Annotated in this window: 23 protein-coding genes; 1 reads left to right on the top strand and 22 read right to left on the bottom strand. The window is 72.1% G+C overall.

Annotation, left to right across the window (positions count from 1 at the left end; all coding sequences use genetic code 11):
• Positions 1-3: 3 nt before the first annotated feature.
• The 15 genes from ACFVVX_RS30535 to proS form a co-directional block, all read right to left on the bottom strand.
• Complete coding sequence (locus ACFVVX_RS30535; protein WP_387950296.1) at positions 4-1,722, bottom strand: YifB family Mg chelatase-like AAA ATPase; 1,719 nt, start codon at positions 1,720-1,722, stop codon at positions 4-6.
• A gap of 1 nt (position 1,723) precedes the next feature.
• A complete protein-coding gene (locus ACFVVX_RS30530; protein ID WP_387950295.1) occupies positions 1,724-2,110 on the bottom strand; it encodes a YraN family protein in 387 nt (128 codons plus the stop codon).
• A gap of 390 nt (positions 2,111-2,500) precedes the next feature.
• Positions 2,501-2,827 (bottom strand): DUF2469 domain-containing protein, encoded by a 327-nt coding sequence (locus ACFVVX_RS30525; RefSeq protein ID WP_148642766.1) that lies wholly within the window; start codon positions 2,825-2,827, stop codon positions 2,501-2,503.
• Between the two features lie 55 nt (positions 2,828-2,882).
• The gene (locus ACFVVX_RS30520; protein WP_387950294.1) at positions 2,883-3,356 is read right to left on the bottom strand and encodes an NUDIX hydrolase; all 474 of its coding nucleotides are present in this window, start codon (positions 3,354-3,356) and stop codon (positions 2,883-2,885) included.
• Positions 3,357-3,474: 118 nt separating this feature from the next.
• A complete protein-coding gene (lepB, locus tag ACFVVX_RS30515) occupies positions 3,475-4,230 on the bottom strand; it encodes a signal peptidase I (RefSeq protein WP_387950292.1) in 756 nt (251 codons plus the stop codon).
• 145 nt (positions 4,231-4,375) lie between these two features.
• The gene (gene lepB, locus ACFVVX_RS30510) at positions 4,376-5,380 is read right to left on the bottom strand and encodes a signal peptidase I (protein WP_387950290.1); all 1,005 of its coding nucleotides are present in this window, start codon (positions 5,378-5,380) and stop codon (positions 4,376-4,378) included.
• A gap of 249 nt (positions 5,381-5,629) precedes the next feature.
• Positions 5,630-6,385 carry a signal peptidase I gene (lepB, locus tag ACFVVX_RS30505; RefSeq protein WP_387950288.1) on the bottom strand — a complete coding sequence of 252 codons (756 nt, stop codon included), beginning with the start codon at positions 6,383-6,385 and terminating at the stop codon, positions 5,630-5,632.
• 274 nt (positions 6,386-6,659) lie between these two features.
• Entirely contained in the window at positions 6,660-7,433 is a 774-nt protein-coding gene (lepB, locus tag ACFVVX_RS30500) for a signal peptidase I (RefSeq protein WP_387950286.1), read from the bottom strand.
• Positions 7,434-7,756: 323 nt separating this feature from the next.
• Positions 7,757-8,107, bottom strand: coding sequence for a 50S ribosomal protein L19 (rplS, locus tag ACFVVX_RS30495; RefSeq protein WP_063347674.1), 351 nt, complete (start codon positions 8,105-8,107; stop codon positions 7,757-7,759).
• Between the two features lie 154 nt (positions 8,108-8,261).
• Complete coding sequence (trmD, locus tag ACFVVX_RS30490) at positions 8,262-9,080, bottom strand: tRNA (guanosine(37)-N1)-methyltransferase TrmD (protein WP_387950284.1); 819 nt, start codon at positions 9,078-9,080, stop codon at positions 8,262-8,264.
• Positions 9,081-9,154: 74 nt separating this feature from the next.
• Complete coding sequence (gene rimM, locus ACFVVX_RS30485) at positions 9,155-9,757, bottom strand: ribosome maturation factor RimM (protein WP_387950283.1); 603 nt, start codon at positions 9,755-9,757, stop codon at positions 9,155-9,157.
• A gap of 193 nt (positions 9,758-9,950) precedes the next feature.
• A complete protein-coding gene (locus ACFVVX_RS30480) occupies positions 9,951-10,190 on the bottom strand; it encodes an RNA-binding protein (protein ID WP_030306741.1) in 240 nt (79 codons plus the stop codon).
• A gap of 2 nt (positions 10,191-10,192) precedes the next feature.
• The gene (rpsP, locus tag ACFVVX_RS30475; RefSeq protein WP_387950281.1) at positions 10,193-10,621 is read right to left on the bottom strand and encodes a 30S ribosomal protein S16; all 429 of its coding nucleotides are present in this window, start codon (positions 10,619-10,621) and stop codon (positions 10,193-10,195) included.
• Between the two features lie 622 nt (positions 10,622-11,243).
• Positions 11,244-11,822, bottom strand: a complete 579-nt coding sequence (locus ACFVVX_RS30470) for a hypothetical protein (protein ID WP_387950280.1) — start codon at positions 11,820-11,822, stop codon at positions 11,244-11,246.
• A gap of 350 nt (positions 11,823-12,172) precedes the next feature.
• On the bottom strand, positions 12,173-13,585 hold the full coding sequence (gene proS, locus ACFVVX_RS30465; RefSeq protein WP_387950278.1) for a proline--tRNA ligase: 1,413 nt from the start codon (positions 13,583-13,585) through the stop codon (positions 12,173-12,175).
• A 608-nt stretch (positions 13,586-14,193) separates the two neighbouring features.
• Here proS and ACFVVX_RS30460 point away from each other — a divergent pair.
• On the top strand, positions 14,194-14,898 hold the full coding sequence (locus ACFVVX_RS30460) for a class I SAM-dependent methyltransferase (RefSeq protein WP_387950277.1): 705 nt from the start codon (positions 14,194-14,196) through the stop codon (positions 14,896-14,898).
• A 179-nt stretch (positions 14,899-15,077) separates the two neighbouring features.
• Here the strand turns inward: ACFVVX_RS30460 and ftsH are convergent, their stop codons facing one another.
• The 7 genes from ftsH to ACFVVX_RS30425 all read right to left on the bottom strand — a co-directional run bounded on the left by ftsH (position 15,078) and on the right by ACFVVX_RS30425 (position 25,944).
• Positions 15,078-16,997, bottom strand: a complete 1,920-nt coding sequence (gene ftsH / locus ACFVVX_RS30455; protein ID WP_387950275.1) for an ATP-dependent zinc metalloprotease FtsH — start codon at positions 16,995-16,997, stop codon at positions 15,078-15,080.
• Between the two features lie 73 nt (positions 16,998-17,070).
• Complete coding sequence (locus ACFVVX_RS30450; RefSeq protein ID WP_387950274.1) at positions 17,071-17,613, bottom strand: GNAT family N-acetyltransferase; 543 nt, start codon at positions 17,611-17,613, stop codon at positions 17,071-17,073.
• Between the two features lie 169 nt (positions 17,614-17,782).
• Positions 17,783-19,348 (bottom strand): signal recognition particle protein, encoded by a 1,566-nt coding sequence (gene ffh, locus ACFVVX_RS30445; protein WP_387950273.1) that lies wholly within the window; start codon positions 19,346-19,348, stop codon positions 17,783-17,785.
• Positions 19,349-19,457: 109 nt separating this feature from the next.
• Complete coding sequence (locus ACFVVX_RS30440) at positions 19,458-22,094, bottom strand: [protein-PII] uridylyltransferase (protein WP_387950272.1); 2,637 nt, start codon at positions 22,092-22,094, stop codon at positions 19,458-19,460.
• Between the two features lie 277 nt (positions 22,095-22,371).
• Positions 22,372-22,710 carry a P-II family nitrogen regulator gene (locus tag ACFVVX_RS30435; RefSeq protein ID WP_387950270.1) on the bottom strand — a complete coding sequence of 113 codons (339 nt, stop codon included), beginning with the start codon at positions 22,708-22,710 and terminating at the stop codon, positions 22,372-22,374.
• Positions 22,710-24,113 (bottom strand): ammonium transporter, encoded by a 1,404-nt coding sequence (locus ACFVVX_RS30430; protein WP_387950269.1) that lies wholly within the window; start codon positions 24,111-24,113, stop codon positions 22,710-22,712. The genes ACFVVX_RS30435 and ACFVVX_RS30430 overlap by 1 nt, the downstream gene beginning before the upstream one ends.
• A 376-nt stretch (positions 24,114-24,489) precedes the next feature.
• Positions 24,490-25,944, bottom strand: a complete 1,455-nt coding sequence (locus tag ACFVVX_RS30425) for a hypothetical protein (RefSeq protein ID WP_387950267.1) — start codon at positions 25,942-25,944, stop codon at positions 24,490-24,492.
• Positions 25,945-25,966: the final 22 nt, after the last annotated feature.

Below are 25,966 nucleotides of genomic sequence, written 5' to 3'. Positions count from 1 at the left end.
TGGTCACTTTTTGCGGGCCGCGGCGGTGGGGCGGGTCGGCAGGGACTTCCCGGACTCCGGCTCGTCGTCCTGTGGCGGATTGCCGTCCTGTGGCGGACGGCTCCTGGATTGGCCGTACGGACGCTCCGTCAACGGCAGGCCCTGTTCGACTCCGGTACGCAGGACCAGGGCGGTCCGCACATCCCGCTGATCCGGGCGGTCCCGACCCGCGAGGTCGGCGACCGTCCAGGCGACCCGGAGCACCCGGTCCAGGCCGCGGGCGGTCAACAGCCCTCGCTCCAACTGGCGCGCGGCGTCGTCCAGCGCCCCGGAGGTCAGCTGCCAGCGGGTGCGCAGTTCGTGGCCGGGCACCTCGGCGTTGGTCCGCCAGGGCGTGTGGGCCAGTCGGGCCGCCGCCCGCTCGCGGGCCGACAGCACCCGGGCCGCGACGGTCTCAGTGGTCTCGGCCGTACTGTCGCGTTCCATCAGCTCGACCCTGGTCACCGGGGCGACCTGGACCTGGAGGTCGACCCGGTCCAGCAGCGGTCCGGACAGCCGCCCCTGGTAGCGGCTGACCATCACGGGCGTGCACTCGCACCCCTCTCCGCGCCGCGAGTACCGCCCGCACGGACACGGGTTCGCCGCCAGGCAGAGCAGGAATCTGGCGGGGAGTCGGAGCGAGCCGGCCGAGCGGGCGATCACCACCTCCCCGGACTCCAGCGGCTGGCGCAGCGCGTCGAGCACCCGCACGGGAAACTCCGGCGCCTCGTCCAGGAACAGCACGCCCCGATGGGCCAACGAGACCGCACCCGGCCTCGGCAGCCCGCTGCCACCGCCGACGATCGCCGGCATGGTCGTGGAGTGGTGCGGGGCGCAGTAGGGCGCGCAGTCGATCAGCGGCCGACCGGCGGGCAGCAGGCCTGCCACCGAGTGCACGGCGGTGACCTCCAGGGCCTCCTTCTGGGTGAGCGGCGGCAGCAGGGCGGGCAACCGCTCGGCCAGCATCGTCTTGCCGGCTCCCGGCGGCCCTTTGAGGTAGAGGTGGTGACCTCCTGCGGCGGCGATCTCCAGCGCTCTCCGGGCTTCGTACTGACCCGCCACGTCGGCCATGTCGAGGCGCGCAGCCCTGTCGTCCGGCAGTCCGCGTACGCCCGCGCTCGGCAGCATCAGCCCGGCCATCAGCGGATCGGGCCGGCCGCCGATCCGGTCCGGCGGCTCGTCCGGCTCCGGGGTGCCGCTCAGGACGGCGATGAGCTGGCGCAGGCTCCGGACTCCGATGACGCTCACCCCGGGGACCAGCGAGGCCTCGGCCGCGGTCTGCTCGGCCACCACCACCTGGTGGTAGCCGGCGTCCGCGGCGGCGAGCACGGACGGCAGTACTCCGCGGACCGGACGCACCCGGCCGTCCAGCCCCAGCTCGCCGATGATCAGCAGCTCGGCGATGGCGGACGGGTCCAGCCGCTCGGCGGCGGCGAGGACGGCACAGGCCACCGCGAGGTCGAAGCCGCTGCCGCTCTTGGGCACCGAGGCAGGGCTCAGTCCGACGGTGAGCTTCCGCTGCGGCCACGCCTCGCCGCTGTTGACGACGGCGGCGCGTACCCGGTCCCGGGCCTCGCTGAGGGCCTTGTCGGGCAGTCCGACCAGGGTGAACGCGGCGACTCCGGGCTCCAGGTCGGCCTGCACCTCGACGATCACGCCGTCGACGCCGACCAGCGCCACGGAACACGTGCGGGCGAAGGCCATCTCAGATCACCCCGCGCAGGTGGTCCACGGAGGCGGCGCCCCGGAGCCGGTTGATGACGGCCACCAGGTCGATGCGGACGCCGCCGGGCGGCAGGGGCGGCCACTTCGGGTCCTCCGGTCCGGACCGGTAGTCGGCGCCGGCCAGCCGAGCGAAGTGCCCTGGCCAGCGCTCGACCATCCAGCGCTCGGCCAGTCGCTGCAGCCGGGCGGCCTTGGCCCGGTCGATGGCCTCGCTCGGATGCTGGAATCCCCGCTCGGAGCGGGTCTTCACCTCGCAGACCGCCAGCGTGTCGCCGTCGAGGGCGACGATGTCCAGCTCGCCCTCGACGCAGCGCCAGTTGCGGTCGAGGATGCGGAGCCCGTCCTCGGCGAGGCGACGGGCTGCCACCCGCTCCCCGTAGCGGCCGAGGCCGTTGTTCGTACTGCGCCCCGGCCGGGCCTGCCCCTGGGAGACAGGCTTCGGGTCGGCCGGAGCCGAGGAGTCCGGCGACGCGGCGGGCGGGGCTCCGCCCAGCGCCCGAGCCGTCTTTCGTCGGGGCTGCCGCCCGACCTTTCCGTCCTGCTGATCCCCTGATGCCGGTTTGCGCGTGGAGCGCTTCGTGTCCTGCACGGTCATCACCTCCGCCGTGGAGGTTGCCGTGCAGGTCTACACGAGGCCAGAGACTTGTTATTTCCTGTGGATAACCAGGGCCTGTGGATAACTTCCGTCACCCGGGAGAGTGGGAAACCCGGAATCGTCGAAATTCCCCTGGACACCACAGGGCCGGTCGGTCCAACGTCAGTTCCCGAAGCCCGAGTCGTCCGAGGGCAGCTCCAGATCGCTCTTCGCGAGCTCCTCGATGTTCACGTCCTTGAAGGTCAGCACCCGGACCTTACGGACGAACCGGGCCGGCCGGTACATGTCCCAGACCCACGCATCCGCCATCGACACCTCGAAGAAGACCTCGCCCTGGACCGAGTGCACCTGCAGCTCGTAGTCGTTGGTGAGGTAGAAACGCCGCTCGGTTTCGATCACGTACTTGAACAGGCCGACGACGTCCCGGTACTCCCGGTAGAGCTTGAGCTCCATCTCGGTCTCGTACTTCTCGAGATCTTCGGCACTCATCCAGGCGTCCCCTCAACTTGTCACGTCCACCCATTGTGGACCACCGCACCCACCCTCAGAGCCGTACTGGAACGACTGGCGGCCCCTCGGCCAACAGTTGCCCCACGAACTCCGCCAGTCCGGCCGGGTAGACCGTCTCGGCGGTTTCCCGCAGCTCCTCGATCGTCCACCAGCGCGCCGCGAGCAGCTGGGCGTGTTCATCGGCGCCCATTCCCGAGTGGTCGAGCACCGTGTCCGAGGTCCGGGCCAGGTGGAACCACTGCTCCTGCTCGTAACGCTGCTCCCGAAAGGAGAAAGAAGCCGTGCCGTACGCCACCAAGGGCCCCAGCTCCACGCCCCGCAGTCCGGTCTCCTCGACCAGTTCCCGCGCGGCTGCCTCGCGCACGCCCTCCCCTGCTTCCAAACCGCCCCCGGGCGTGAACCACCAGGTGACGCCCGGCACCGCAGGGTCGGAGCCGCGGAAGAGCAGGAGCCGGTCCAGCCCGTCCAACAGGAGGATGCGCGCTGCCCTGCGACGCTCTGCCGTCATGGCGGTTCCCCCTGCTCTCTCCCTGCGCCCCGGTGGCTCTTCCGATCCTGCCATCCGGCGGCGACGTCCGGGGTGGTGTTCGACAGAGCCGCCGGGCAACGGACCTGGGTGGCCGCGGTCAGGCCGCGCGACGGCGCCCGATCCGGCCCGCCAGCCCTGCCACGCCACCCACCGCGGAGGTCACGACGATCAGCGCCGCGCCTACAACGGTGGCGTAGAAGGCCGGCTCCAACGGGCCCGGTCGGCCGGCCTTCGGCCCGTCGAGCGCGTCGAAGGCCCGGGTACGGGCAAGCAGCCCGCTCCGACCGAACGGCATGAGGGTGGCCTCCACCCGGGCCTGCACCTCACCGGCCGGGATGGTCCCGCCGTCGATCTCCAGATGGGTACGGGAGTCGAGCGAGCCCAGCCGGTTGTCACCGAGCAGGAAGAGCCGCCCGGCCGGCACCTCGACGGTGAAGGAGCTGCCCGACGGGCCCTGTACGGCCAGGTACGGCTCGTCCACCGGCTTGCCGTTGACGGTCAGGCGGTGGTCGTCATCGGTGGTGGCCACCGTGTCGCCACCCACCGCGACCACCCGCTTGACCATCAGCTCGCCGCCCCAGGCCTGATCGCGGAAGACCACCACGTCGCCCCGGCCGACGGCCCCGTCGTCGATGGTTCGGGCCAGGACGGTGTCCCCGATCCGGAGCGTGGGTGCCATCGAGGCCGTGGGGATGCGGTAGGGCCGGTAGTCCAGGGCGAGGAGGGCGAAGCCGCCGATCATGAGGACCAGGCCGAGCCCGATCGCCACGCCCTGCAGTACGGCAGCCGGCCGACGTCGGGGCCGGGCGGCGGAAGGCGGCCCGTCGACCGTCTGCTCCACGACACTGCTCATCGAAACCGCCCAACCCCGACCGACCCGGAAACGCACACGGCGCGCCGGGGCCACGGGCGGAAAACCCGGCGGGCCGTGGCACGTCCGAGCAGATTACTCGTCGGTACCACGGCCCGCGCAAGACCCGGGGCCAACCCGGTGGAGGTCAGGACTGCTTTCGCCGGTTCGTCCGGTCCCGCAGCCGGCGCACCAGGGGAAGCATCCCGACCGCGCCGACGGCACCGGCCACGGGCGGCACGAGCGGCGCGGCCGCCGACAGCCCCTTCTGGTCGAAGGTGCTCGGCACCGGCAGCGTCGCCCAGTGGTCGATCGGCCAGGCCACCACGAAGGCGCGGCCGATCACCTCGTCCACCGGAACGCTGCCACCACCCGGCTGGTCCATGTGGAAGCGGGAGTCCAGCGAGTCCGCACGGTGGTCGCCCATGACCCAGATCCCGTTCTTCGGCACCTTCACCGGACCGAACGGCTTGGTACCGCAGGGGGTGTTGCCGGGGAAGATGTACGGCTCGTCGAGAGCGATCCCGTTGACCTTGACCGGTCCCTCGCCCTCGCACTCGACGGTGTCCCCGCCGATCGCGATGACCCGCTTGATCAGGTCCTTCTCGTTGGCGGAGGGCATCAGGCCGACAAAGCTGAGGACGTCCTGAACGCCGCGGACAAAGGAGTTGTCGCTCTGCTGCACCGGCTCGTCGTTCAGCCAGCCGCCCGGGTCGTGGAACACCACGACCTCGCCGCGCTCGGGCTCCGCACCGAACCACGGCGTCAGCTTGTCGACCAGGACGCGGTCGCCCACCTGCAGCGTGTTCTGCATCGACTCCGACGGAATGGAGAACGCCTGGACGAAGAACGTCTTGATCACAAGTGCCAGGACCAGCGCGATGCCGACCAGGATCGGCAGTTCCTTCCAGAAGGAACGCTGCTTGTGCTCCCTGGCGGGAGGCTCCTCAGCCGACTCGTCCGCCGAACCCACCTCGTCCCGGAAGGCATCCGAGGCATCGCCCGCGCTGTCGCCCGGTTCGTCGGCGGACTGGGCCGCCGCGTCCTCGGCGGACGCCGAAGCCACTGCGGACTCGGCCGACCGGGCCGCCCGGCTGCCGGAGCCCTCGGGCTCTCCGGCGCCTGAGCGGGCGCCGATCACCAAATCCCCCACAACGTCTCCTCCCAGCTGTGCGGACGCCTGCGCGCCCGCGCTCACAGTGCCGCACAGCGGGCACCACGTTCCAGCACCATCGACCGTAAGCCCGCCTCAGAGTTGCCCGTCATGGGCACGTCTGACACCAGCACAGCCTGCGGAGCGGCCGCCATCTCGTACCGGCCGCTCCAGCACTTCTCTATCACTCCCGGGCATCCGGCCGGCGATCCCACACGCCCGACCACGCCGGTCACCGGCCGGCCCGCCCTACTCCGAGGACCGGCCCAGCCGGCGCACGACGAACGGAAGGATGCCCAACACACCCATAACGAGCGGAGGTTCCTTCGGAACCGGCCCAACGGCCACCGGGTTCGGCCCGGTTCCGGGGCTCGTCCGAGCCCGCGCCAGCGAGGAGAGTGAACCTGGCACATCAAGTTGATGGAACCGGTCCAACGGCCAGGCGATCACGAACGCCCGGCCCACCACACCGCTCAACGGGATGGTGCCCTGCCCTGGATTGCCCATGTGAAAGCGGGAGTCCGCGGACACGTCACGGTGGTCGCCCATGACCCAGAGCCGCTCCTGCGGCACCTTCACCTTGAAGGGCTGCCGGGACGGCGGGTTGCCCGCCGCCAGGTAGGGCTCGTCCACCGCCGTGCCGTTGACGCTAATCCGCCCCTGGTCGTCACAGCATTCGACGGTGTCCCCGCCGACGCCGATCACCCGCTTGATCAGATCCTGCTCGCTGTCCGACGGCAGCAGCCCGACGAAGGTGAGGACCTGCTTGGCGCCGCGAAGAACCGGCCCGTCCGTCTCCGACTTGTGCTCGGCCTCCAGCCAGCCGCCCGGGTCCTTGAACACCACCACGTCGCCGCGTTCCGGCTCGTTGCCGAACCAGGGGGTGAACTTGTCCACCAGCACCCGGTCCCCGATCTGGATGGTCTGTTCCATCGAACCGGACGGGATCACGAAGACCTGCACCAGGAAGGTCTTCATCACCAGCGCGACCAGCAGCGCCACCACGACGATCAGCGGAAACTCGCGCAGGACGGAGCGCTTGCGACGCCGGGCCGCCTTCCGGGCGGAGCGACGGCGTTCCGCCCGCCCCCGGGTTGCCGGTGACCCGGGCTCGGCGGATCCCACAGAATCCACAGGTCCCACTGAATCGGCAGGCCCCACCGGATCGAAAGGCCTCACCGAATCAGCAGGTGCCGCCGGATCAGCGGATTCCACCCGGTCGGCGGACCCTGCCGGATGGCCGGAGGGCTCCGCAGCGGGACGGTCGGCCAGACGGCCCCTACCTCTGGTCCCCATGGCCACCGGTCCCCCCTGTCGCGGCGAAGGCCGCCGGCCGGTCCAGGCTGCTCCAGTGGCCGATCGGGTAGACCACCCAATCGGCCCGCCCGATCACCTTGCTCTCGGGCACGAAACCGCCGCCGGGCTCGCCCAGGTGGTCACGCGAGTCGCGGGAGGCGCTGCGATGGTCCCCCATCATCCAGAGCCTGCCGACCGGCACCACCACGTCGAAGGCCACGTTCGAGGCCTCGTCTCCGGGAGCCAGGTAGGCCGACTCGTCGATCGGTACACCGTTGACGGTGATCCGCCCGCCGGGGCCGGTGCTGGTCACGCGGTCCCCGCCGACCCCGATCACGCGCTTGACGTAGACCGAGTTCCCGGCCGGGGCCAGTCCGAGATCCCGACCGAGCGAGCGCAGCCCGTCCCAGAAGTCGTCCGGTTCATCCGACTCGCGCAGAAAGGAGCCCGTCCCGTCGAAGACGACCACGTCCCCGCGCTGGGGGTGCCCGCCGAACGCGTAGGCCAGCTTGTTCGCGATCAGGCGGTCGCCGGGGCGCAGCGTGTTCTCCATCGACCCGGAGGGCACCGCGAACGGGCGCGCCACGAAGGCGTTCACCAGGAGCAGGGTCACCAGGCAGATGCCGACCAGCAGGAGCAGGTCTCGCGAGCGCGAGCGGGCCGGCGCCTCGGCATCCTCCTCGGATCCGTCGGACTCCTCGCCGGCCTTCCCGCCGGCCTTCCCGCCGGCTCTCCCCCCGGCCTCCCCGTCGGACATCTCATCGGACGTCTCATCGAGCTCGGACGTCACCGACGTCACCGACGCCACCGACTTCGCCGATGCCACCGGCCTACCCGCCTCGACAGCCGGCCCCTCCGACGGTTCCGCGTGCCCGGTGGCCTCCGAGACACCCCAGCCGGCGCCGCCCGCGGCCGCGGAAACGACCGCGGACCGCGACGGCGAGTCCGCACCCGTGGGTGCGGGACTGCCGTCGCGGTCCGCGATTGGTTCGTGCGTGCTCATCGGGGGGTGAGCTTACCGTGCGGCAGCCTGGCCCCGTCGAGCGTCCCGATCCCCTGGCAGAGCCGGGGGCCGGTGGATCAGCGGTCGCGCTTCTCCTTGATCTTCGCGGCCTTGCCGCGCAGGTCACGCAGGTAGTACAGCTTGGCGCGGCGAACCGCACCGCGGGTCACGACCTCGATCTTCTCGACGACCGGGGTGTGCACCGGGAAGGTGCGCTCCACGCCGACGTTGAAGCTGACCTTGCGAACGGTGAAGGTCTCGCCGACACCGGCGCCGTGGCGGCGGATGACGACGCCCTGGAAGACCTGGACACGGGAGCGGTTGCCCTCGATGACCCGGACGTGAACCTTCAGGGTGTCACCGGCGCGGAAGGCCGGGATGTCGCTACGCAGCGAAGCCGCGTCGACAGCAGCAAGCTTGTTGCTCATGTTGCTCTCCATCGCAGGCGCCACGGGCCGCCCACGGAAGTTCGTCACAATGGGGTGAGCTGCGGGCCGCATCGGTTGGCGATGATCCCCCCGTGGCGGGGGCACCGGACTACGCAACCCCTACGAGAGAGGTTCAGCGACAGACAGCAGCGGCCTATTCTTCCACATCACCGGCCACGGACCGAAATCGGCCGAGCCCCTCGTCCCAGGCCAGCCCGAGAATGCTGAGCGCCTCGCGCTCCTTCTTGTCGAAGGAGCCGTACTGCCAGCGCTCCACCAGGTCAGGGCGGTTCGCCAGGGTTCGGGCGAAGGCCTGCTCGCGCCGCCAGCGGGCGATCCGGCCGTGGTTGCCGCTGAGCAGCACGTCCGGCACGGTCCGCTCCCGCCACTCGGCGGGCTTGGTGTAGACCGGGCCCTCCAGCAGGTCGGCCATCGCGCCGGGGGCGAAGGAGTCGTCCCGGTGGGACTCGGCGTTGCCGAGTACGCCGGGCAGCAGCCGGGCGATCGCCTCCACCATCACCAGCACGGCGACCTCGCCGCCGGCCAGGACGTAGTCGCCGATCGACGCCTCGACCACCGGCATCCGGGTGGCGGCCTCCTCGATCACCCGCCGGTCGATGCCCTCGTACCGCGCGGGGGTGAAGGCCAGCCACGAGCGGCCGGCGAGTTCCTGCGCGAGCTCCTGGGTGAAGGGCCGGCCACTGGGGGTGGGCACCACCAGCGTGGGCACCTCGCCCTCGGGCCCCTGAGCGAGCACCGCGTCCAGAGCCTCGCCCCAGGGCTCGGGCTTCATCACCATGCCGGGGCCGCCGCCGTACGGGCTGTCGTCCACCGTGCGGTGCACGTCGTGCGTCCAGCCGCGCAGGTCGTGGACGTGCACGTCGAGCTGGCCGCGGGCGCGCGCCTTGCCGACCAGCGAGATGTTCAGCGGCTCAAGGTACTCGGGAAAGATCGTGACAACGTCTATCCGCATCCCGCTCGACACCTGGGCCGCCTCAACCACCGAAGCCTCCGAAGTCACCGAAGTCACCGCAGTCACATCCTCGGTCACCGCTCCCCCTCCGCGTCCGAGTCCGCATCCACGTCCGAGTCCTCGACCGTGTCGGAGCCCGCATCCGCGTCCCGGACGACGTCGGCCTGATCCGGGTCGATCAGCCCGGGCGGCGGGTCGAGCACGGCACGCTGGTTCTCCAGGTCGATGGTCGGCACGATGCGGCTGACGAACGGCACCAGCACCTCCGTCCCGTCGGGCTTCTTCACCGTGAGCAGGTCCTGGTACGGGAGGTGGACGATCTCCGTCAGCTCACCGACCGGGGTGCCGTCGAGCAGCACCACGTCCAGGCCGATCAGCTGGTGGTCGTAGTACTCCTCCGGATCCTCGGGGCTCTCCTCCGGGTCGACCTCGGCGATCAGGATGGTGCCGCGCAGCGCCTCGGCACCGTTGCGGTCCTTGACGCCGGCGAAGCGCAGCAGCAGTCGACCGCTGTGCACCTTGCCGGACTCGACGGTCAGCGGCCCGGCCGACGCGGGGTCGGTGAGCAGGACGGCACCGGGCCCGAGCCGGAGCTCGGGCTCGTCGGTGCGGACCTCGACGCTGACGTCCCCCTTGATGCCGTGGGCGCGGCCGATCTTGCCGACGACGAGCTGCACGGTGATCGTTCTCCTGGGTGAGTGCTGGTGCTGGGGAAAGCAGGAAAAGCAGGGAAGACACGGAAGGCCGGGAAGCCGGACACAGAGAAGAGAAGGTCGACAGCGGCCCGGCCGCCGGGGAAAGACAGAAGGCCGACCGGGACGACATGCGTCCCGGCCGGCCTCAAGCCTGACGGCTGAACGAGCAGCTGCGTCAGCGAATGCTGTCCACGTCGACCAGGTCGACCCGGACGTTGCGACCGCCGAGGGCGCCGACCACGGTGCGCAGTGCGCGCGCCGTGCGGCCGCCCCGGCCGATCACCTTGCCGAGGTCATCGGGGTGCACACGCACCTCGATGGTGTTGCCCCGACGCAGGTTGCGCGAGCGCACCTGCACCTCGTCGGGGTGCTCGACGATGCCCTTCACCAAGTGGTCGAGGGCGTCCTCGATCACGCTCAGGCCTCGACGGCGGCGTCGGCGTCAGCCTCGGCCTTGTCCGACTTCTTGGCCTTCGGGGTGATGGCAACACCGGTGGTGGCGTCCTCGAAGCCGGCGACGGCCTTCGCGAACAGGTGCGAGAAGTCCTCGACCTTGGGCTCGGCGACGAGCAGCGGGGCCGGAGCCGGCAGGCCCTTGTACTTCTGCCAGTCGCCGGTCAGCTTGAGGATCGCGAGGACCGGCTCGGTCGGCTGGGCGCCGACGGACAGCCAGTACTGGGCGCGGTCGCTGTCGACCTCGATCTTCGAGGGGTTGTAGGTCGGCTGGTAGATGCCGATCTCCTCGATCGCGCGACCGTCACGCTTGGTGCGGGCGTCGGCGACGACGATGCGGTAGTGCGGGGAGCGAATCTTGCCGAGACGCTTGAGCTTGATCTTGACTGCCACGGGAGTGGGTTCTCCTGGTGTTGACGTGGGTGAACAGCATCGCCGTCGCGTGGGGTTGCGGGGCAAGCCGTTCAAGGGACACGCCAGCCGTAGGAGAGAGGGGTCCTGTCTCGGCTGCCGAGTACTCAGCTGTCCATTCTGCCATACCGGCGCGAAGCACCCTCACACGGCCATCACAGGCACCGGTCAGCGAGCCCCGGCTCCCCGGCCTCAGGCCCTGAACCTCCGCCCCCGAGAGCCCCGAGGGCCCCGAGTACCCCGATGGCCCCGAGAGCTCTGGGGCCTCTGAGGGCCCTGAACGCCGCCCCCGAGCCCACAAACAGCCCGCGACACCAGAGCTGGGGCAGGGCAAAGCGGGCGCACCGCAGACAAGCCCACCACAGGCGGGCAGGCATGCCACAGCACGGATCGGCCGCGCCACGGACCGGCCACAGCACGACCCGGCCACCGTGCAGGTCCGACCGGGAGCCCCCGCTCCCGGTCAGCCCGACCACTGGAACACCGATGGATTGCCGATGGATTGCCGATCACCCCGGCCGGACCGCTGCCCGCACAGCCACCGACCGGATCCCGGCCCACTCGGGCCGTCGACGCGACAGCCGCGAGAAGGCCGCGCGCGAACCTACGCGATCTTGAACGGCTGCTGGCACGCGCCGCAGACGATGGACGCCTGCGCGAGCACCGACGGCACCACCCGGACGTTGCGCCCGCAGCCGCAGACCGCCTTGACCCTGACGCCACCCCCGGAGGAGCCGTGTCGGGCGGCAGGGCCGCGGAAGGCCCGCGTCGTGCCGTCGCCGGCCACCGCCTCCTGGTGCGCGCCGAGCGCACGATCCAGGCGTTCGATGGTCTCGGCGTACCGCTCCTGCGTCTCCTTGAGCATGGTCACCTGGGAGAAGCCGCTGCTTGCGTGCGGTTCGACCGGGTGCGCCAGACCCAGCTCCGAGGCGAGGAGCAGGAAGCGCCGGTTGTGGTAGCGGCCGGCCCGCGAGGTGTCCCGGATGTCCCGGGCCGCGGCCAGACCGTGGGCAGCCTCGTGGAGAAGCCGCTCGAAACCGAGCCGCGTCCCGCAGGCCGAGGAGGACTCGCCGATCAACGCCTCGGGAGAGGCGAGGTCGGGGAGATCCTGATGGAAGGCCTGGATGTCGCTCCAGGCGGCGGCCAGTTCGGCCGCGAGAACGAGGGGCTGTGTCGTGCTCACGCTAGACCAACGATGGAGTGAGAGCCGATGTTCCGCGTGTTCCCGTTCCCCGGGAATTCCCAGGTAACTCTCAGGAATGTACGACTGCGCGCGAATTGCGCGCTCCGGATCTGACGCAAGACCAACCCCCTGCAGGTTTGGGCCCGTCGTAGCTCGGCGGGCCACGCAAATTCCGTCCGGGCGCGGGCTGTCGCCCCCAGGACGTACGGCCCGTGATCCTGTCGAGTTGACAGGGCCACGGGCCGTACACCGTACCGCTATTCCGTTAATACCGGCAGTTGACCGGCCAGTAGGCATGTCAACTGATGAGAGACCGTTGGACAGGCTTCACCGGTAACCGGAAATACTGCTCAGTAAGCGCGCGCGACGATCGCGATATTGCCTTCCTGATCGTCCGTCTGCGGCACCGAACCATCGGCGGCAATGATGCAGCGCACCGAGACGCTCTGCTCCGCCAGCTTGGCCTCGCCCTCCGGGCCCAGGTCCGCCCAGGAAATGCGGCCCCAGCCGGTGGCGGCGGCCTCGACGGCCTCGTCGATGGTCTTCACGTCCACCGTGCGGGCCTCACGGCGCTCGCGGGACTGGCGCAGCAGCAGCGCCTGGTCCTCCTCCAGGATGCCCGGGAGCAGCGCCGCCAGGCCGTCGATCGCGACCGGCTCCTTGCCGCCGGGGATCCGGCGGGCCAGCATCGCGGTGCCGTTCTCCAGGTCGCGCGGGCCGACCTCGATGCGCAGCGGCACGCCCTTGAGCTCCCAGTCGACCGCACGGCGGCCGAACGGGGTGTCGGTGCGGTCGTCGACGACGACCCGGATGCCGGCGGCCTCCAGGGACGCGCCGATCTCACGGACCTTGGCGATCACCGCGTCGTCGCCCTTGATGGCGAGGACCACGGCCTGGACGGCGGCCAGACGCGGGGGAACCCGCAGGCCGTTGTCGTCGCCGTGGGACATGATCAGGCCGCCGACCATGCGGGTCGAGACGCCCCAGGAGGTCTGCCAGACGTACTCGCGCTCGGCGCCCTGCAGCTGGTAGGTGGTGTTGAACGCCTTGGCGAAGTTCTGGCCCAGCTCGTGGCTGGTGCCCATCTGCAGCGCCTTGCCGTCGCCCATCATGCCCTCGAGGGTGAGGGTGTTGATCGCGCCGGCGAAGCGCTCCTTGGCGGTCTTGCGGCCGAGCACCACGTCGATGCCGAGCACGTTGGTCATGAAGTCGCCGTAGACGTCGGTGTGGATCATCGAGGCGTAGTCACGGGCGTCCTCGTACGTGGCGTGGGCGGTGTGGCCCTCCTGCCAGAGGAACTCGGTGGTGCGCAGGAAGACGCGCGGGCGCAGCTCCCAGCGGACCACGTTGGCCCACTGGTTGATCAGCAGGGGCAGGTCGCGGTGGCTCTGCACCCACTTGGAGAAGTACTCGTTGATGATGGTCTCGGAGGTGGGCCGGACGACGACCGGCTCCTCGAGCTGCTTGCCGCCGCCGTGGGTGACGACCGCGAGCTCGGGAGCGAAGCCCTCGACGTGCTCCGCCTCCCTGGTCAGGTAGGACTGCGGGATGAACATCGGGAAGTAGGCGTTCTGGGCGCCGGCCTTCTTGATGCGGGCGTCCATCTCCTGCTGCATCCGCTCCCACAGGCCGTAGCCGTACGGTCGGATGACCATGGTGCCGCGCACCGGACCGTTGTCGGCCAGCTCGGCCTTGTTGATGAGGTCCTGGTACCAGCGCGGGAAGTCGTCCGCCTGGGGGGTGAGAACGGGTGCCTTTGCCATGGGGCGAATGGTACGGGGATCGGGGCCCTGACTTCGAATCCGATACGTCGGCTCCCCTCCCGACCCCCTCCCGGATCCCCTCCCGATCCCACTTCCGATCCGCTCCCGTTCCTCGCCGCTCCTCGCCGCTCCGCTCCCGATCCCCTGTGCGACCCGGCCCGCGGGACGCAATCCGGCGGGATACATCGGGGCCGAACCGGATCCGTCGGCCCGCAGACCGCCAGGGGGCGCACGACCGCGACACGCGCGCACCACCCTGCACCCCTCTGGACGCCGCGCCCGAGCCGCTGTTCGCTGGTGTGGGGCGGGACTTTGGGGGAGCCGTAGCAGGACACCGAAGGACCGGATGGGAGGCCGCGATGGCTTCAGCTCGGGTGACCGGCACGACCGCACGACCGGCAGGTGCTCGACCAGCAGGCGCACGACCGCACGACCCGCACGACCCGCACGCCGCGACGCGTCCGGCGGCGCACGCGGCAGCGCACCCGTCAGCACACCCGGAGAGCTACTCGGGAGCGCACTCGGCGACACCGCCGGCGGCCTGCGCCGCCACCGGGCGCGCCGCCGGACCGGCGCGGGCGCGGGACTGGGCGGAGATCCAGGAACGGATGCTGGTACCCCTCTACGAGTCGGTCTACGACCGGCTGGAGGTCGGCCCGGCGACCAGCGTGCTCGGCCTGGGCTGCCGCTCCGGACTGGCCCTGCTGCTGGCCGCCGGACGGGGTGCGCAGGTGGCCGGCCTGGAGCCGGAGGCGGAGCTGCGCGAGCTGGCCCGGGACCGTCGGCTGCAGGTCGGCGCCGGCCCCCGGTCGGCGGCCGCGGTCCCCCGCTCGGCCCATTCGCTCGTCACCGTTTTCGAGCAGTTGCCGGGATCGCCGGATCCGCGCCGGGTGGTGGCCGAGGCGGCCCGGCTGACGCTCCCCGGCGGGCACGTGGTGCTGGCCGCCTGGGGGCCGCCGGAGCGGTGCGAGAGCGCCTCCGTCCTGGACGTCGCCCGCCGGATGGCCGGCCGCACCACCGCGCGCGACCCGTTCGAGCTGAGTACGCCGGGCGCCCTGGAGGACCTGCTCGCCGGAGCCTCCCTGCGCCCGGCCGGGAGCGGCCGGGTGAGCTGCCCGTTCGCGTACCCGGACCTGGACAGCGCGGTGCGCGGGCTGCTCTCCACCGGCCTGTACGAAGCGGCGGCGGAGTTCTCCGGCCTGCCGTTGGTGGCGAAGGAGCTGGAGGAGGCGCTCCACCCGTATCTGCGGGCGGACGGCACCGTCCGGATGGAGAACCTCTTCCGCTACCTGATCGCCGAACGGCCCCGCTGACCACGCCGGGATCGACCACCCGTGGACTGATCACGCAGCAGGGGGCGTGCGCCACCCGGCACACGCCCCCAGCCATCCCGGCCCCGACCCCGACCGCCCAGACCCCGACCCGCGACCCCGACCCCGCCCAGACCCCGACCCGCGACCCCCGACCCGCGACCCGACCCCACCCGAACGGCTCACGCCTGGTCGAGCGTCTTCCGCGGCACCCCGGCAGCCCGGTAGGCCCCCTCCTCGTCCAGCGTCTCGGCCTCCAGCAGCGCCGCCGCCAGCGCGTCCAACCGCTCCCGCTGCTCGGTCAGCAGCCGCACCGCCTCCTCGTAGCACTCGGCGACGATCCGCCGGGCCTCCTCGTCCACCGCGTCCAGCGTGGTCGGCGCGGCGGACAGCCCGTACGCGCCCTGCGGGTCGGCGGGGACGGCGGTGAGCCGGCCGACCCGCTCGCTCATCCCCCAGCGGCCGGCCATCCCCCGGGCGATGTTGGTGACCTGTTCCAGGTCGCTCTCCGCCCCGGTGGTGATGACGCCGTAGACCACCTGTTCGGCGGCCATCCCGCCGAGCGCGCCGATGATCCGCCCGCGCAGGTAGGACTCGGTGTAGGAGTACCGGTCGGTCTCGGGTGTGGAGAGGGTGACGCCGAGCGCCCGGCCGCGCGGCACGATGGTGATCTTGCGGACCGGGTCGGCGCCCGGCTGGAGCATGCCGAGCAGGGCGTGGCCGCTCTCGTGGTACGCGGTGCGTTCCCGTTCGGCCTGCGGCATCACCAGCGGCCGGACGGCCCCGAGCTGGACCTTCTCCAGCGCGTCGGAGAGGTCCCGCTCCCCCACCGCGTCCTGCTCGCGCTTGACCGCCAGCAGGGCGGCCTCGTTGACCAGGTTGGCCAGCTCGGCGCCGGTCATCCCGGGGGTGACCTTGGCCAGTCGGTTGAGGTCGGCGTCGCCGCCCAGGGGCACGGCCCGGGCGTGGATCCGCAGGATGGCCGCCCGGCCGTCCCGGTCCGGCGGGCTGACGGTGATCCGGCGGTCGAACCGGCCGGGGCGCAGCAGGGCCGGGTCGAGGACGTCCACCCGGTTGGTGGCGGCGATGACGATGACGCCCTCGGAGCCGGTGAAACCGTCCATCTCGGTGAGGATCTGGTTGAGCGTCTGCTCGCGCTCGTCGTGGCCGCCCATGCCACCGCCGCCGCCGCGCTGGCGGCCGATGGTGTCGATCTCGTCGATGAAGACGATCGCGGGGGCGACCTTGCGGGCCTCGGCGAACAGGTCCCGCACCCGGCTGGCGCCGACGCCGACGATCATCTCGATGAACTCGGAGGCGGAGGCGGAGAAGAACGGCACGTCGGCCTCGCCGGCCACGGCCCGGGCGAGCAGGGTCTTGCCGGTGCCGGGCGGACCGCTGAGCAGGACCCCGCGCGGCATCTTGGCGCCGAGTCTGCGGTACCGCTCCGGGTTCTTCAGGAAGTCGACGACCTCGGTGAGTTCGGCCTCGACCTCGTCGATGCCGGCCACGTCGGCGAAGGTGGTGCGCTTGCCCGGCTCGGCGGTGATCGGCTTGGGCGGGGCCTTGCGGCCGAGCGCACCGGCCCCCATGCCGCCGGCCATCCGGCGGGCGAGCAGCACCCAGACCAGGATCAGCAGCAGCATCGGGGCGAGCGAGATCAGCAGGTTGGCGAGGAAGCTGCGCTGCTGGACCACCGGTTCGGCGGTGACCTCGACGCCCTGCTGCTGCAGGGTGGTCCAGAGGTTGTCGCCGGCGAAGACCGGCCGCTGGGTGTCGAACTCGGTGTACGTGCCCTTGGCGCCGTCCGGCTTGGGCTCGGCGCTCTTGAGGGTGCCCTCGATCGCGTCGCCCTTGGAGTAGATCTTGGTGATGTTGCCCTTGTTCAGCTGGTTGTTGAACTCGGTGTAGGAGATCGTGGTGGCGCCGCCGTTGCCGAAGAAGGACAGCAGCAGGTCGGAGATCAGGAACACCACGAGCGCGGTGAGGATGAGGCCCGTCCAGCCGCCGGGCATCTTTCGGCGCGGGGGCGGCGGGGGCGGGGCGCCCTCGGACCGCCAGGGCTGGTCGGGGGTCTGGCGCGGCGGCACGGGATCGGTCACCCATCGGACAATACGGACATCCGCTCGGGTGATCCATCCGCAACGCCGCGCCCGAAGCCCCCCTGGCCGGGCCCTACTCCCCCGGGCCGGGCCACTCCTCCGCGGTCAGCGCGAACCGCTCGTGGTCCCGCCAGGCGCCCTTCAGGAAGAGCATCCGCGGGGTGAAGCCCTCGTGCCGGAAGCCCAGCCGCCGCGCCAGCGCGATCGAGCGCTCGTTGTCCGGCTGCACGTTGATCTCCAGCCGGTGCAGTCCCAACCCGCCCGCCGCGACCGGGGCGAAGCAGTGCTCCAGCACCAGCCGCATGCCCTCGGCCATCCGGCCCGTCCCGGCGAACGGCAGGTACGCGTCGTAGCCGAGCGCGCCGTTGCAGAACCGGCCCATCACGATGTTGGCGACGTTCACCTTGCCGACGAGCCCGCCGCTGCCCTGATCGACGACCAGAAAGGTCCGCAGGCCCGGCCCCTGGCGCTCCAGGAGCTCGGGCAGCCCGTTCGGCTCGACCGGGTTCCACCGTCCGATGTGCTCGGCGGACCGTCGGACCGCCTCGGCGTACGCCACCTCGTCCTCGGCCCTCGGGGCCCTGATCGTCACTCTCACCGCACCATCATCGGACATGCGAACGGCCCGCCGCCCGGTGCGTACCGGGCGGCGGGCCGTTCGGAGCCGTGGAGGGCCCGAGCAGGTCCGGGGACGGAGCCACGGAGGGCCCCCGAAGGCCACAGCAGGCCCCCGGGGCGACCCGCAACAGGACCACAAGGACCCCCGCAAGGACCCGCAGCAGGACCTACAGCAGGTCCTTGAACTCCTTGGGCAGCTCGAAGTCGGCCGGGCCCTTGCCCGCACCGAGGCCGAACGCGCCGCCGGCCGCCTGCTGGTCGGCCGCGCCCGGGCCGAGGGCGCGGCGCTCGGCGGCCGCGGCCTCCTCCTGCGCGCGCTTCAGCGGGTTGCCGGACTTCTTGCGGCCCTTGGCCGCCGGGGCCTTCTTGGCGGACTTCTTCCCGCCGCCGCCCATGCCCGGGATGCCCGGCATACCGGGGATGCCCTTGCCGGAGGCCATCGCGGACATCATCTTGCGGGCCTCGAAGAACCGCTCGACCAGGTTGTTGACCTCGCCGACGCCGACACCCGAGCCCTTGGCGATGCGCAGGCGGCGCGAGCCGTTGATGATCTTCGGGTCGGTCCGCTCGGCCCGGGTCATCGACTTGATGATGGCGCCGACGCGGTCGACGTCCTTGTCGTCGATGTTGTTGATCTGCTCGCGGATCTGGCCCATGCCGGGCAGCATCCCCAGCAGCTTGGAGATCGAGCCCATCTTGCGGACCTGCTCCAGCTGGTCCAGGAAGTCGTCGAGCGTGAAGTCCTTGCCGCCGCCCTGCAGCTTGGAGGCGATCTTCTCGGCCTCGGCCTGCGAGAAGGTCTGCTCGGCCTTCTCGATCAGGGAGAGCACGTCGCCCATGCCGAGGATGCGCGAGGCCATCCGGTCCGGGTGGAAGGCGTCGAAGTCGTCGACCTTCTCGCCGTTGGAGGCGAACATGATCTGGCGGCCGGTGACGTGCGCGACCGACAGCGCGGCACCACCGCGGGCGTCGCCGTCGAGCTTGGACAGCACCACACCGGTGAAGTCCACGCCGTCGAGGAAGGCCTGCGCGGTGGTGACCGCGTCCTGGCCGATCATCGCGTCGACGACGAACAGGACCTCGTCCGGGTTGACCGCGGTCCGGATGTCGGCGGCCTGCTGCATCAGCTCGGCGTCGATGCCGAGGCGGCCGGCGGTGTCGACGATGACGACGTCGTACTGCTTCTGCTTGGCGTACTCGATCGAGTCACGGGCGACCTGCACCGGGTCGCCGACGCCGTTGCCCGGCTGCGGGCCGTAGAAGGAGACGCCCGCGCGGTCGGCGACGACCTGGAGCTGGTTGACGGCGTTCGGGCGCTGGAGGTCGCAGGCGACCAGCAGCGGGGTGTGCTTCTGGGTCTTCAGCCAGTAGCCGAGCTTGCCCGCGAGGGTGGTCTTGCCGGCGCCCTGGAGGCCGGCGAGCATGATCACCGTCGGGCCGTTCTTGGCGAACTTCACCCGGCGGGTCTCGCCACCGAGGATGGCGATGAGCTCCTCGTTGACGATCTTGATGATCTGCTGCGCCGGGTTCAGCGCACCGGAGACCTCGGAGCCGAGCGCCCGCTCCTTGATCTGCTTGATGAAGGCCCGCACGACCGGCAGCGCGACGTCCGCCTCCAGCAGCGCGATGCGGATCTCGCGGGTGGTGGCGTCGATGTCCGCCTCGCTGAGGCGGCCCTTGCCCCGGAGGTTCTTGAACGTCGCTGCGAGGCGATCGGAAAGGGTATCGAACACGTCGTCGCGGGTCCCTTGCGGCATCGGTATGAGTACGGTCGTCGCCCCCAAGGGTATCCGGCCGCCCTGGCAACGGTCTCCACCCCCGGGTGGACCGTCCTGGAAGTGCTCAGACCAGCGCGGCCCGCACGGCCGCCGCGACCTCCCCCGCGCGCTGCGCCGCCAGCGGCCGACCGGCCTCGTCGGTCAGGTAGAAGGAGTCGACGGCGTCCGCTCCGAGGGTGCTGACGTGCGCGGTCCGGACCCGCACGCCGGCGCCGTCCAGCGCCCGGCCGATCCGGTGCAGCAGGCCCGGGGCGTCATGGGCGCGGACCTCCAGCACCGTGGCGCTCGCCGAGGCCACGGCCGGCGCGACCGCGACCACCGGCGGCGGGGTGGGGATGCCGCGCCGCCGGGGGGCCGCCGCGTCCCGCTCGGCGAGTCGGCGCGAGACGTCCAGCGTGCCGTCCAGCGCCCGGCGCAGGTCGGCCCGCAGCCGGGCCGCCTCCGGCAGCTCGCCGAACTCGGCGGCCACCGTCCAGGACAGCAGCAGCACCGCGCCCGCACCGATCGGGTCCAGCTCCCGCAGGCCCGCCTTCCGGACGGTCAGCCGGTGCAGCGCCAGCACCCCGGCGACCGTGCCGAGCAGGCCCGGCCGGTCCGGTACCGCCAGGGTGAGCTCGACTCCCATCGGCTCGGGGTGCACGGCCCCGCCGGGCGGCCCCGCGCCGTACGGGAGCTCGCCGGACGCGCCCCCGCCGGGCGGTCCGTCCGGGCCGCTCTGGGCCAGCAGCGAGAGCGCCGGCCCGCCGGTCCGGGCGGCCTCCACCGCGAGCCGTTCCTGCTCGGCGGTCGGCTCGGCCTCCGCCGCGTGCGGGCCCGCCGGGCCGGGGCCCGGGGACGGGTCGCCGCCCGCCAGCTGGGCGGCCACCCGCGCCGCCAGCCCGTCCACCAGTGAGGCCCGCCAGCTGCTCCAGGCCGCCGGACCGGTCGCGGTGGCGTCGGCCTCGGTCAGCGCGTGCAGCAGTTCCAGCTGGGGCAGGTTGGCGACCACCTTGGTGATCGCCTCCACGGTGGCCGGATCGTCCGGGTCCCGCCGGGTCGCGGTCTCGACCAGGGTCAGGTGGTGGCGCACCAGCACCGCCAGGGTCTCGGTGTCCTCCCGGTCGAAGCCCATCCGCACGGCGACGTCCCGGACGATCACCTCGCCCGCCTCGCTGTGGTCCCCGGGCCAGCCCTTGCCGAGGTCGTGCAGCAGGGCGGCGACCAGCAGCAGGTCGGGCCGGGACACCCGACGGGTCATCGCGGCGGCGCGCACCGCCGTCTCCACCAGGTGGCGGTCGACCGTCCAGCGGTGCACCGCGTTGCGCTGCGGCCGGCAGCGCACCCGCTCCCAGTCCGGCAGCAGCCGGGTGATCAGGCCCTCCGCCTCCAGCGCCTCCCAGACCGGGATGCAGGCCTCGCCCGCGCCCAGCAGGGTGACCAGCTGCTCGCGCGCCTCGTCCGGCCAGGGCACCGGCAGCGGCCGGCACTCGGCGGCCAGCCGGCGCACCGTCGCGTACGAGATGGTGAGCCCGTTCTGGGCGGCTGCGGCCGCGGCGCGCAGCGGCAGCACCGGGTCGGCGGCCGGGCGGGCGCCCTGGGCGAGCACCGCCTCGCCGTCCTGCTCGACCACGCCCTCGGCGAGCGGCCGGCGCTCGACCGCGCCCCGGGCCACCGCGCCCGAGCCGCGGCCGGCGCCGGTGAACGGGAAGGACAGCCGCGAGGAGCGCCGGCCCCGGCTGGAGCGGGCCGCGAGCACCCGGTCCACCGCCCGCCAGGTGACGTCGCTCGCGTAGGCGATGGTGCGGGCGGCCTCGTACACCTGGCGCAGCAGGGTGTCGGCGTCGAGCACCCCGAGCCGTTCGGCCACCTGGTCCTGGTCCTGGAGGCTGAGCCGTTCGGTGGCGCGGCCGGTGGCCAGGTGCAGGGCGTCGCGGACGTCGGCCAGCCGGAGTGCGGCGGCGTCCAGGCCGTCGCGCGGGGCGTCGGCCAGCCAGGTGGCGGCGATGGCGTTGAGCGCGACGACGTCCCGCAGGCCGCCCCGGGCCTCCTTGAGGTCGGGCTCCAGCAGGAAGGACAGCTCGCCGTGGCGCTCGGCCCGCTCGCGTCCGAGTTCACGCAGCTCGGGCAGGCGCTGGGGGGCGCCGGCGCGCCAGTCGGCGAGGACGGCGGAGCGCAGGCCGGCGGTGAGCGCCGGGTCGCCGGCGATGTGCCGGGCGTCCAGCAGGCCGAGCTGCGCCTTGAGGTCGGCGGCGGCGACGTCGCGGGCCTGGGCCGGGGTGCGCACCGAGTGGTCGAGGGCGGCGCCGGTGTCCCAGACCGGGTACCAGATGCGCTCGGGCAGGGCCGGGTCGAGCGGGCCGTCGTGCAGCAGCAGCACGTCGAGGTCGCTGCGCGGGGAGAGCTGGCCGCGGCCGTAGCCGCCGACCGCGACCAGAGCGACCCCGGCCGGGTTGCCGGCCGCGGCCAGCAGTCCGGACAACCACTCGTCGGTGAGCCGGGACAGTGCGGCCCGGCGGGCGCTGCCCCCGGGGCCGGGCGCGGCCAGCAACGCGGCCCGGGCGGCCGTGTGGTCGGAGAGGCCCTGGTCGTGGAGGCCCTGGTCGAGGAGGCCCTGGTCGAGGAGGCCGTGAGCGGGGAGGCCGTGGCCGTCGGCGGCGCCGGGGTCGGGGGGCCCGTGCCGCCCGCCGGCGGGCGGGGAGGGCGGGTCGGCTTCGGTGGTCATTGGTTCTCCCCGTCCGTCGTCCGGTTGAGCAGGTGCCGCTGATACGCCGTCGGCGGACCCGCGACCGCGGACCGGTCGCAGGCCCGCCTGCGGTGTTCGAGTGGAGCCGATGCTAGTGCCGCGTCAGGCAACTTTTGCCCGTCAAGGAGCGGCGTCCGGTGCGTGCTATCGGCGTGCCGGCCGGAAGCCCTCGTACTGGACGTACTTGGGCTTTCGGCCGGTGCGGCGAGAGTGCGTGCCGGGCGTCGCGACGGGGCGAAGGTTGCCTGACGCGGCACTAAAGGGCGTCGGGGCCGCGTTCGCCGGTCCGGACCCGGACGGCGGTGTCGACCGGGATGCTCCAGACCTTGCCGTCGCCGATCTTGCCGGTCCGGGCGGCCTCCACGAGGACGTCGATCAGCTGCTCGGCGTCCTCGTCCTCCACCAGGACTTCGATTCTGACCTTGGGCACCAGGTCCACGGTGTACTCGGCGCCCCGGTAGACCTCGGTGTGTCCGCGCTGGCGGCCGTAGCCGCTGGCCTCGGTCACGGTCAGTCCGTGCACGCCGAAGGCCTGCAGGGCGGCCTTCACGTCGTCCAGCCGGTGCGGCTTGATGACTGCGGTGATGAGCTTCATCAGGCGTCGACCTCGGTCTTCTCGGTGCGCGATCCGGTGCCGGCCGCGGTACCGGCCGTCGCAGTGGCGGTCGGGGTGGTGGTCGGAGCGGCCGCGGCGGGGGCGGCGACCACGGCCACGGCCGGGGCCGGGGTGGCCCTGCCCAGGCTGGCGCCCACCGCGCTGAAGTCGTACGCCGACTCGGCGTGCTCGGTCTGGTCGATACCGGCGACCTCGACCTCCTCGGCGACCCGGAACCCGACCGTCCTGTCGATCGCCTTGGCGAGCAGCCAGGAGAGCACGAAGGAGTACGCGGCGACCACGGCCACGCCCATCGCCTGCTTGCCGAGCTGCTCCAGGCCGCCGCCGTAGAACAGGCCCTTGGCGCTCTGGCCGACGGTGCCGGTGGCGAACAGGCCGACCAGCAGCGAGCCGATCGCGCCGCCGACCGCGTGCACGCCGACCACGTCGAGCGAGTCGTCGAAGCCGAAGCGGTACTTGAGGCTGATCGCGGCGGCGCAGACGGCGCCCGCGACCAGGCCGATCGCGACCGCGCCGAGCGGGCTGACCGAGCCGCAGGCCGGGGTGATGGCGACCAGTCCGGCCACCGCGCCGGAGGCGGCGCCCAGCGTGGTGAACGCGCCGTGCCGCAGCTTCTCGTAGATCAGCCAGCCGATCAGCGCGGCCCCGGTGGCCACCTGGGTGTTGACCAGCGCCATCGCGGCCACGCCGTTGGCGGCCAGCGCCGAGCCCGCGTTGAAGCCGAACCAGCCGAACCAGAGCAGCCCGGAGCCGAGCATCACCAGCGGCAGGCTGTGCGGGCGCATCGGGTCCTTCCGGAAGCCGACCCGCTTGCCCAGCACCAGGCACAGGGCCAGGCCCGCGACACCCGCGTTGATGTGCACGGCCGTGCCGCCGGCGAAGTCGATCACGCCGTTGCGGTCGCCGAGCCACCCGCCGTCGCCGCCGTCGAAGAAGAAGACCCAGTGCGCGACCGGGAAGTAGACCACGGTCACCCAGAGCGCGATGAACAGGCCCCAGGCGGTGAACTTGGCGCGGTCCGCGACGGCGCCGCTGATCAGCGCCGGGGTGATGATCGCGAACATCAGCTGGAAGGCGGAGAACGCGGTGACCGGGATCGTCCCGGCCAGGTCGTTCAGGCCGACGCCGTGCATGCCGATGAAGTCGAGGTTGCCGATCAGGCCGGCACCCGCGTCGGGGCCGAAACTGAGCGAGTACCCGTAGAGGACCCAGAGGACGCTGACGATGCCCAGCGAGATGAAGCTCATCGCCAGCATGTTGAGCACGCTCTTGACCCTGACCATGCCCCCGTAGAAGAAGGCCAGGCCCGGGGTCATCAACATGACCAGGGCCGCACTGATGAGCACGAAGGCGGTATCGCCCGCGCTGAAGCCGTCCGGCATCGGCGTCTCCTCATGAAGTAAGCCGCTCCACACCCGGGATTCCTGTCCCGTGCCACCCGGGGTGTCGGCGATGAGAGGAGAGTGCCGAAGGCGGGTTTCGGCCGATGCGGCCCGTTGTTTCACGGCCGTGACGACGGCGACGCAGGGGTTACGCCTGCGTGAACCACGGCCGCGCCACCGCGCGCGATGGGCTACCGTGCCGCCGCGCGGCACGAGGAGTACCGGAAGGGCCACCGACCGTGGCGGCGGCGGCCGTCACGGTCGGCGGGGTAGGGGGGGCGGTCCCGAGAACGGGCCGGAGGGCCGGCCCCGGGCGGCCGGAAAGAGCCCCGGGTCCGGGAAGCGGCCCGGATCCGGGAAGCGGCCCGGGCGCCGGTCAGACCACCGAGACGTACTCCGGGATGTCCTGGACGACACGCTCCTTCAGCCGGCTGACCGCGTCCACGCCGTGGTACCGGGCCGACGCCGCCTCGGTGGTCTTGCGCACCCGGGAGTTCAGCCGCTCCGAGCGGACCTTGGTGGCGATGTCCACCGCCTGCTCGGCCATCACCGCGGCCTGCTCCGGCTCCTTCTGCAGCAGGTACACGCTGGCCATGCCGATCAGGTTGAAGGCGTAGGACCGGACGTGGTCGCCGTCCTGGCGGAAGAGGTCGACCGCCCGCTCCATCACCGGCGCGGACATCGAGGCGTACAGCTCGGCCTGCTCGGAGTGGTAGGCGAGGTCCCGGAAGGAGTGCGCGTTCTCGGCGTTCAGCTCGGCCGGCGAGAAGAACTTCAGCCAGTCCGGGTCGCCGTCGCCCTCCCGGATGTCGGTGAAGGTGTCCTCCGCCAGCCGGACGGCCCGGGCGCAGCGGTTCACCTCGCCGATGGTGGCGTACGCGCGCGCCTCCATCGCGTACAGCAGCGACTGCTGGCGCGGGGTGGCGGTGTCGCGGCTGCCGTACTGGGCCAGGTGGATCAGCTCCAGGGCGTCCTCGCCCCGGTTGAGGTGGATCATCTGGCGGCTCATGTCGGTGAGGATCAGCGCGCCGAACGGGCGGTCGCCGGCCTCCTTGGCGGCGTGCAGCGCCAGCACGTAGTACTTCTGCGCGCTGGGGTGCATGCCGACGTCGTACGACATCCAGCCGGCCAGGTGGGCCAGCTCGGCGGTGAGCCGGAACAGCCGCTTGGTGGTCTGCTCGGGGTACGTCTCCTGGAGCAGGTCGGTGACCTCGTGCAGTTGGCCGACGACCGCCTTGCGGCGCAGCCCGCCGCCGTTCTGGGCGTCCCACTGGCGGAACATGACGGTGGTCTGCTCCAGCAGTTCCAGCTCGGGCTCGGAGAGCCGGCCGGTGAAGGGCTCGCCGCCGTTGGCCGCGGTGAGGATCGGGGTGGGCGTGCCGTTCGGGCCGGGGGCCAGCCAGCGCTGCATCGGCTCGATCAGCGCGGCGCCGGCGGTCAGGGCGAGCGAGGTGCCCAGGAAGCCGCGCCGGTTGAGCATCAGGTCGCTGCGGGAGTAGTCGCTGATCAGCTGGACGGTCTGGGGGGCGCTCCACGGCAGGTCGACGCCGCCGCCCACGGTGGAGACCGGGATGGCGGCGCGCAGGCCGAGGTCCTCGATGGAGACCACCGAGCCGAAGCGCTCGGAGAACAGCTCCGACATGATCTTGGGGATCGGCTCGCGGGGCTGCTCCCCGTCGAGCCAACGGCGCACCCGCGAGGTGTCGGTGGAGACGTGGTGGGCCCCGATCTGGCGGGCCCGGCGGTTGACCTGGCGGGCCAGCTCTCCCTTGGACCAGCCGCTGCGGGCGAACCACGTGGTCAGCTTCTCGTTGGGTTGCTTCTCTGCCATGGGAACGCCCCATCCCGCCCGG

The sequence above is a fragment of the Kitasatospora sp. NPDC058170 genome (assembly GCF_042883905.1).
GTDB lineage: Bacteria > Actinomycetota > Actinomycetes > Streptomycetales > Streptomycetaceae > Kitasatospora.
Note: the sequence above shows the minus strand (reverse complement) of the source record. Positions and strands in the feature narration are given on the sequence as shown.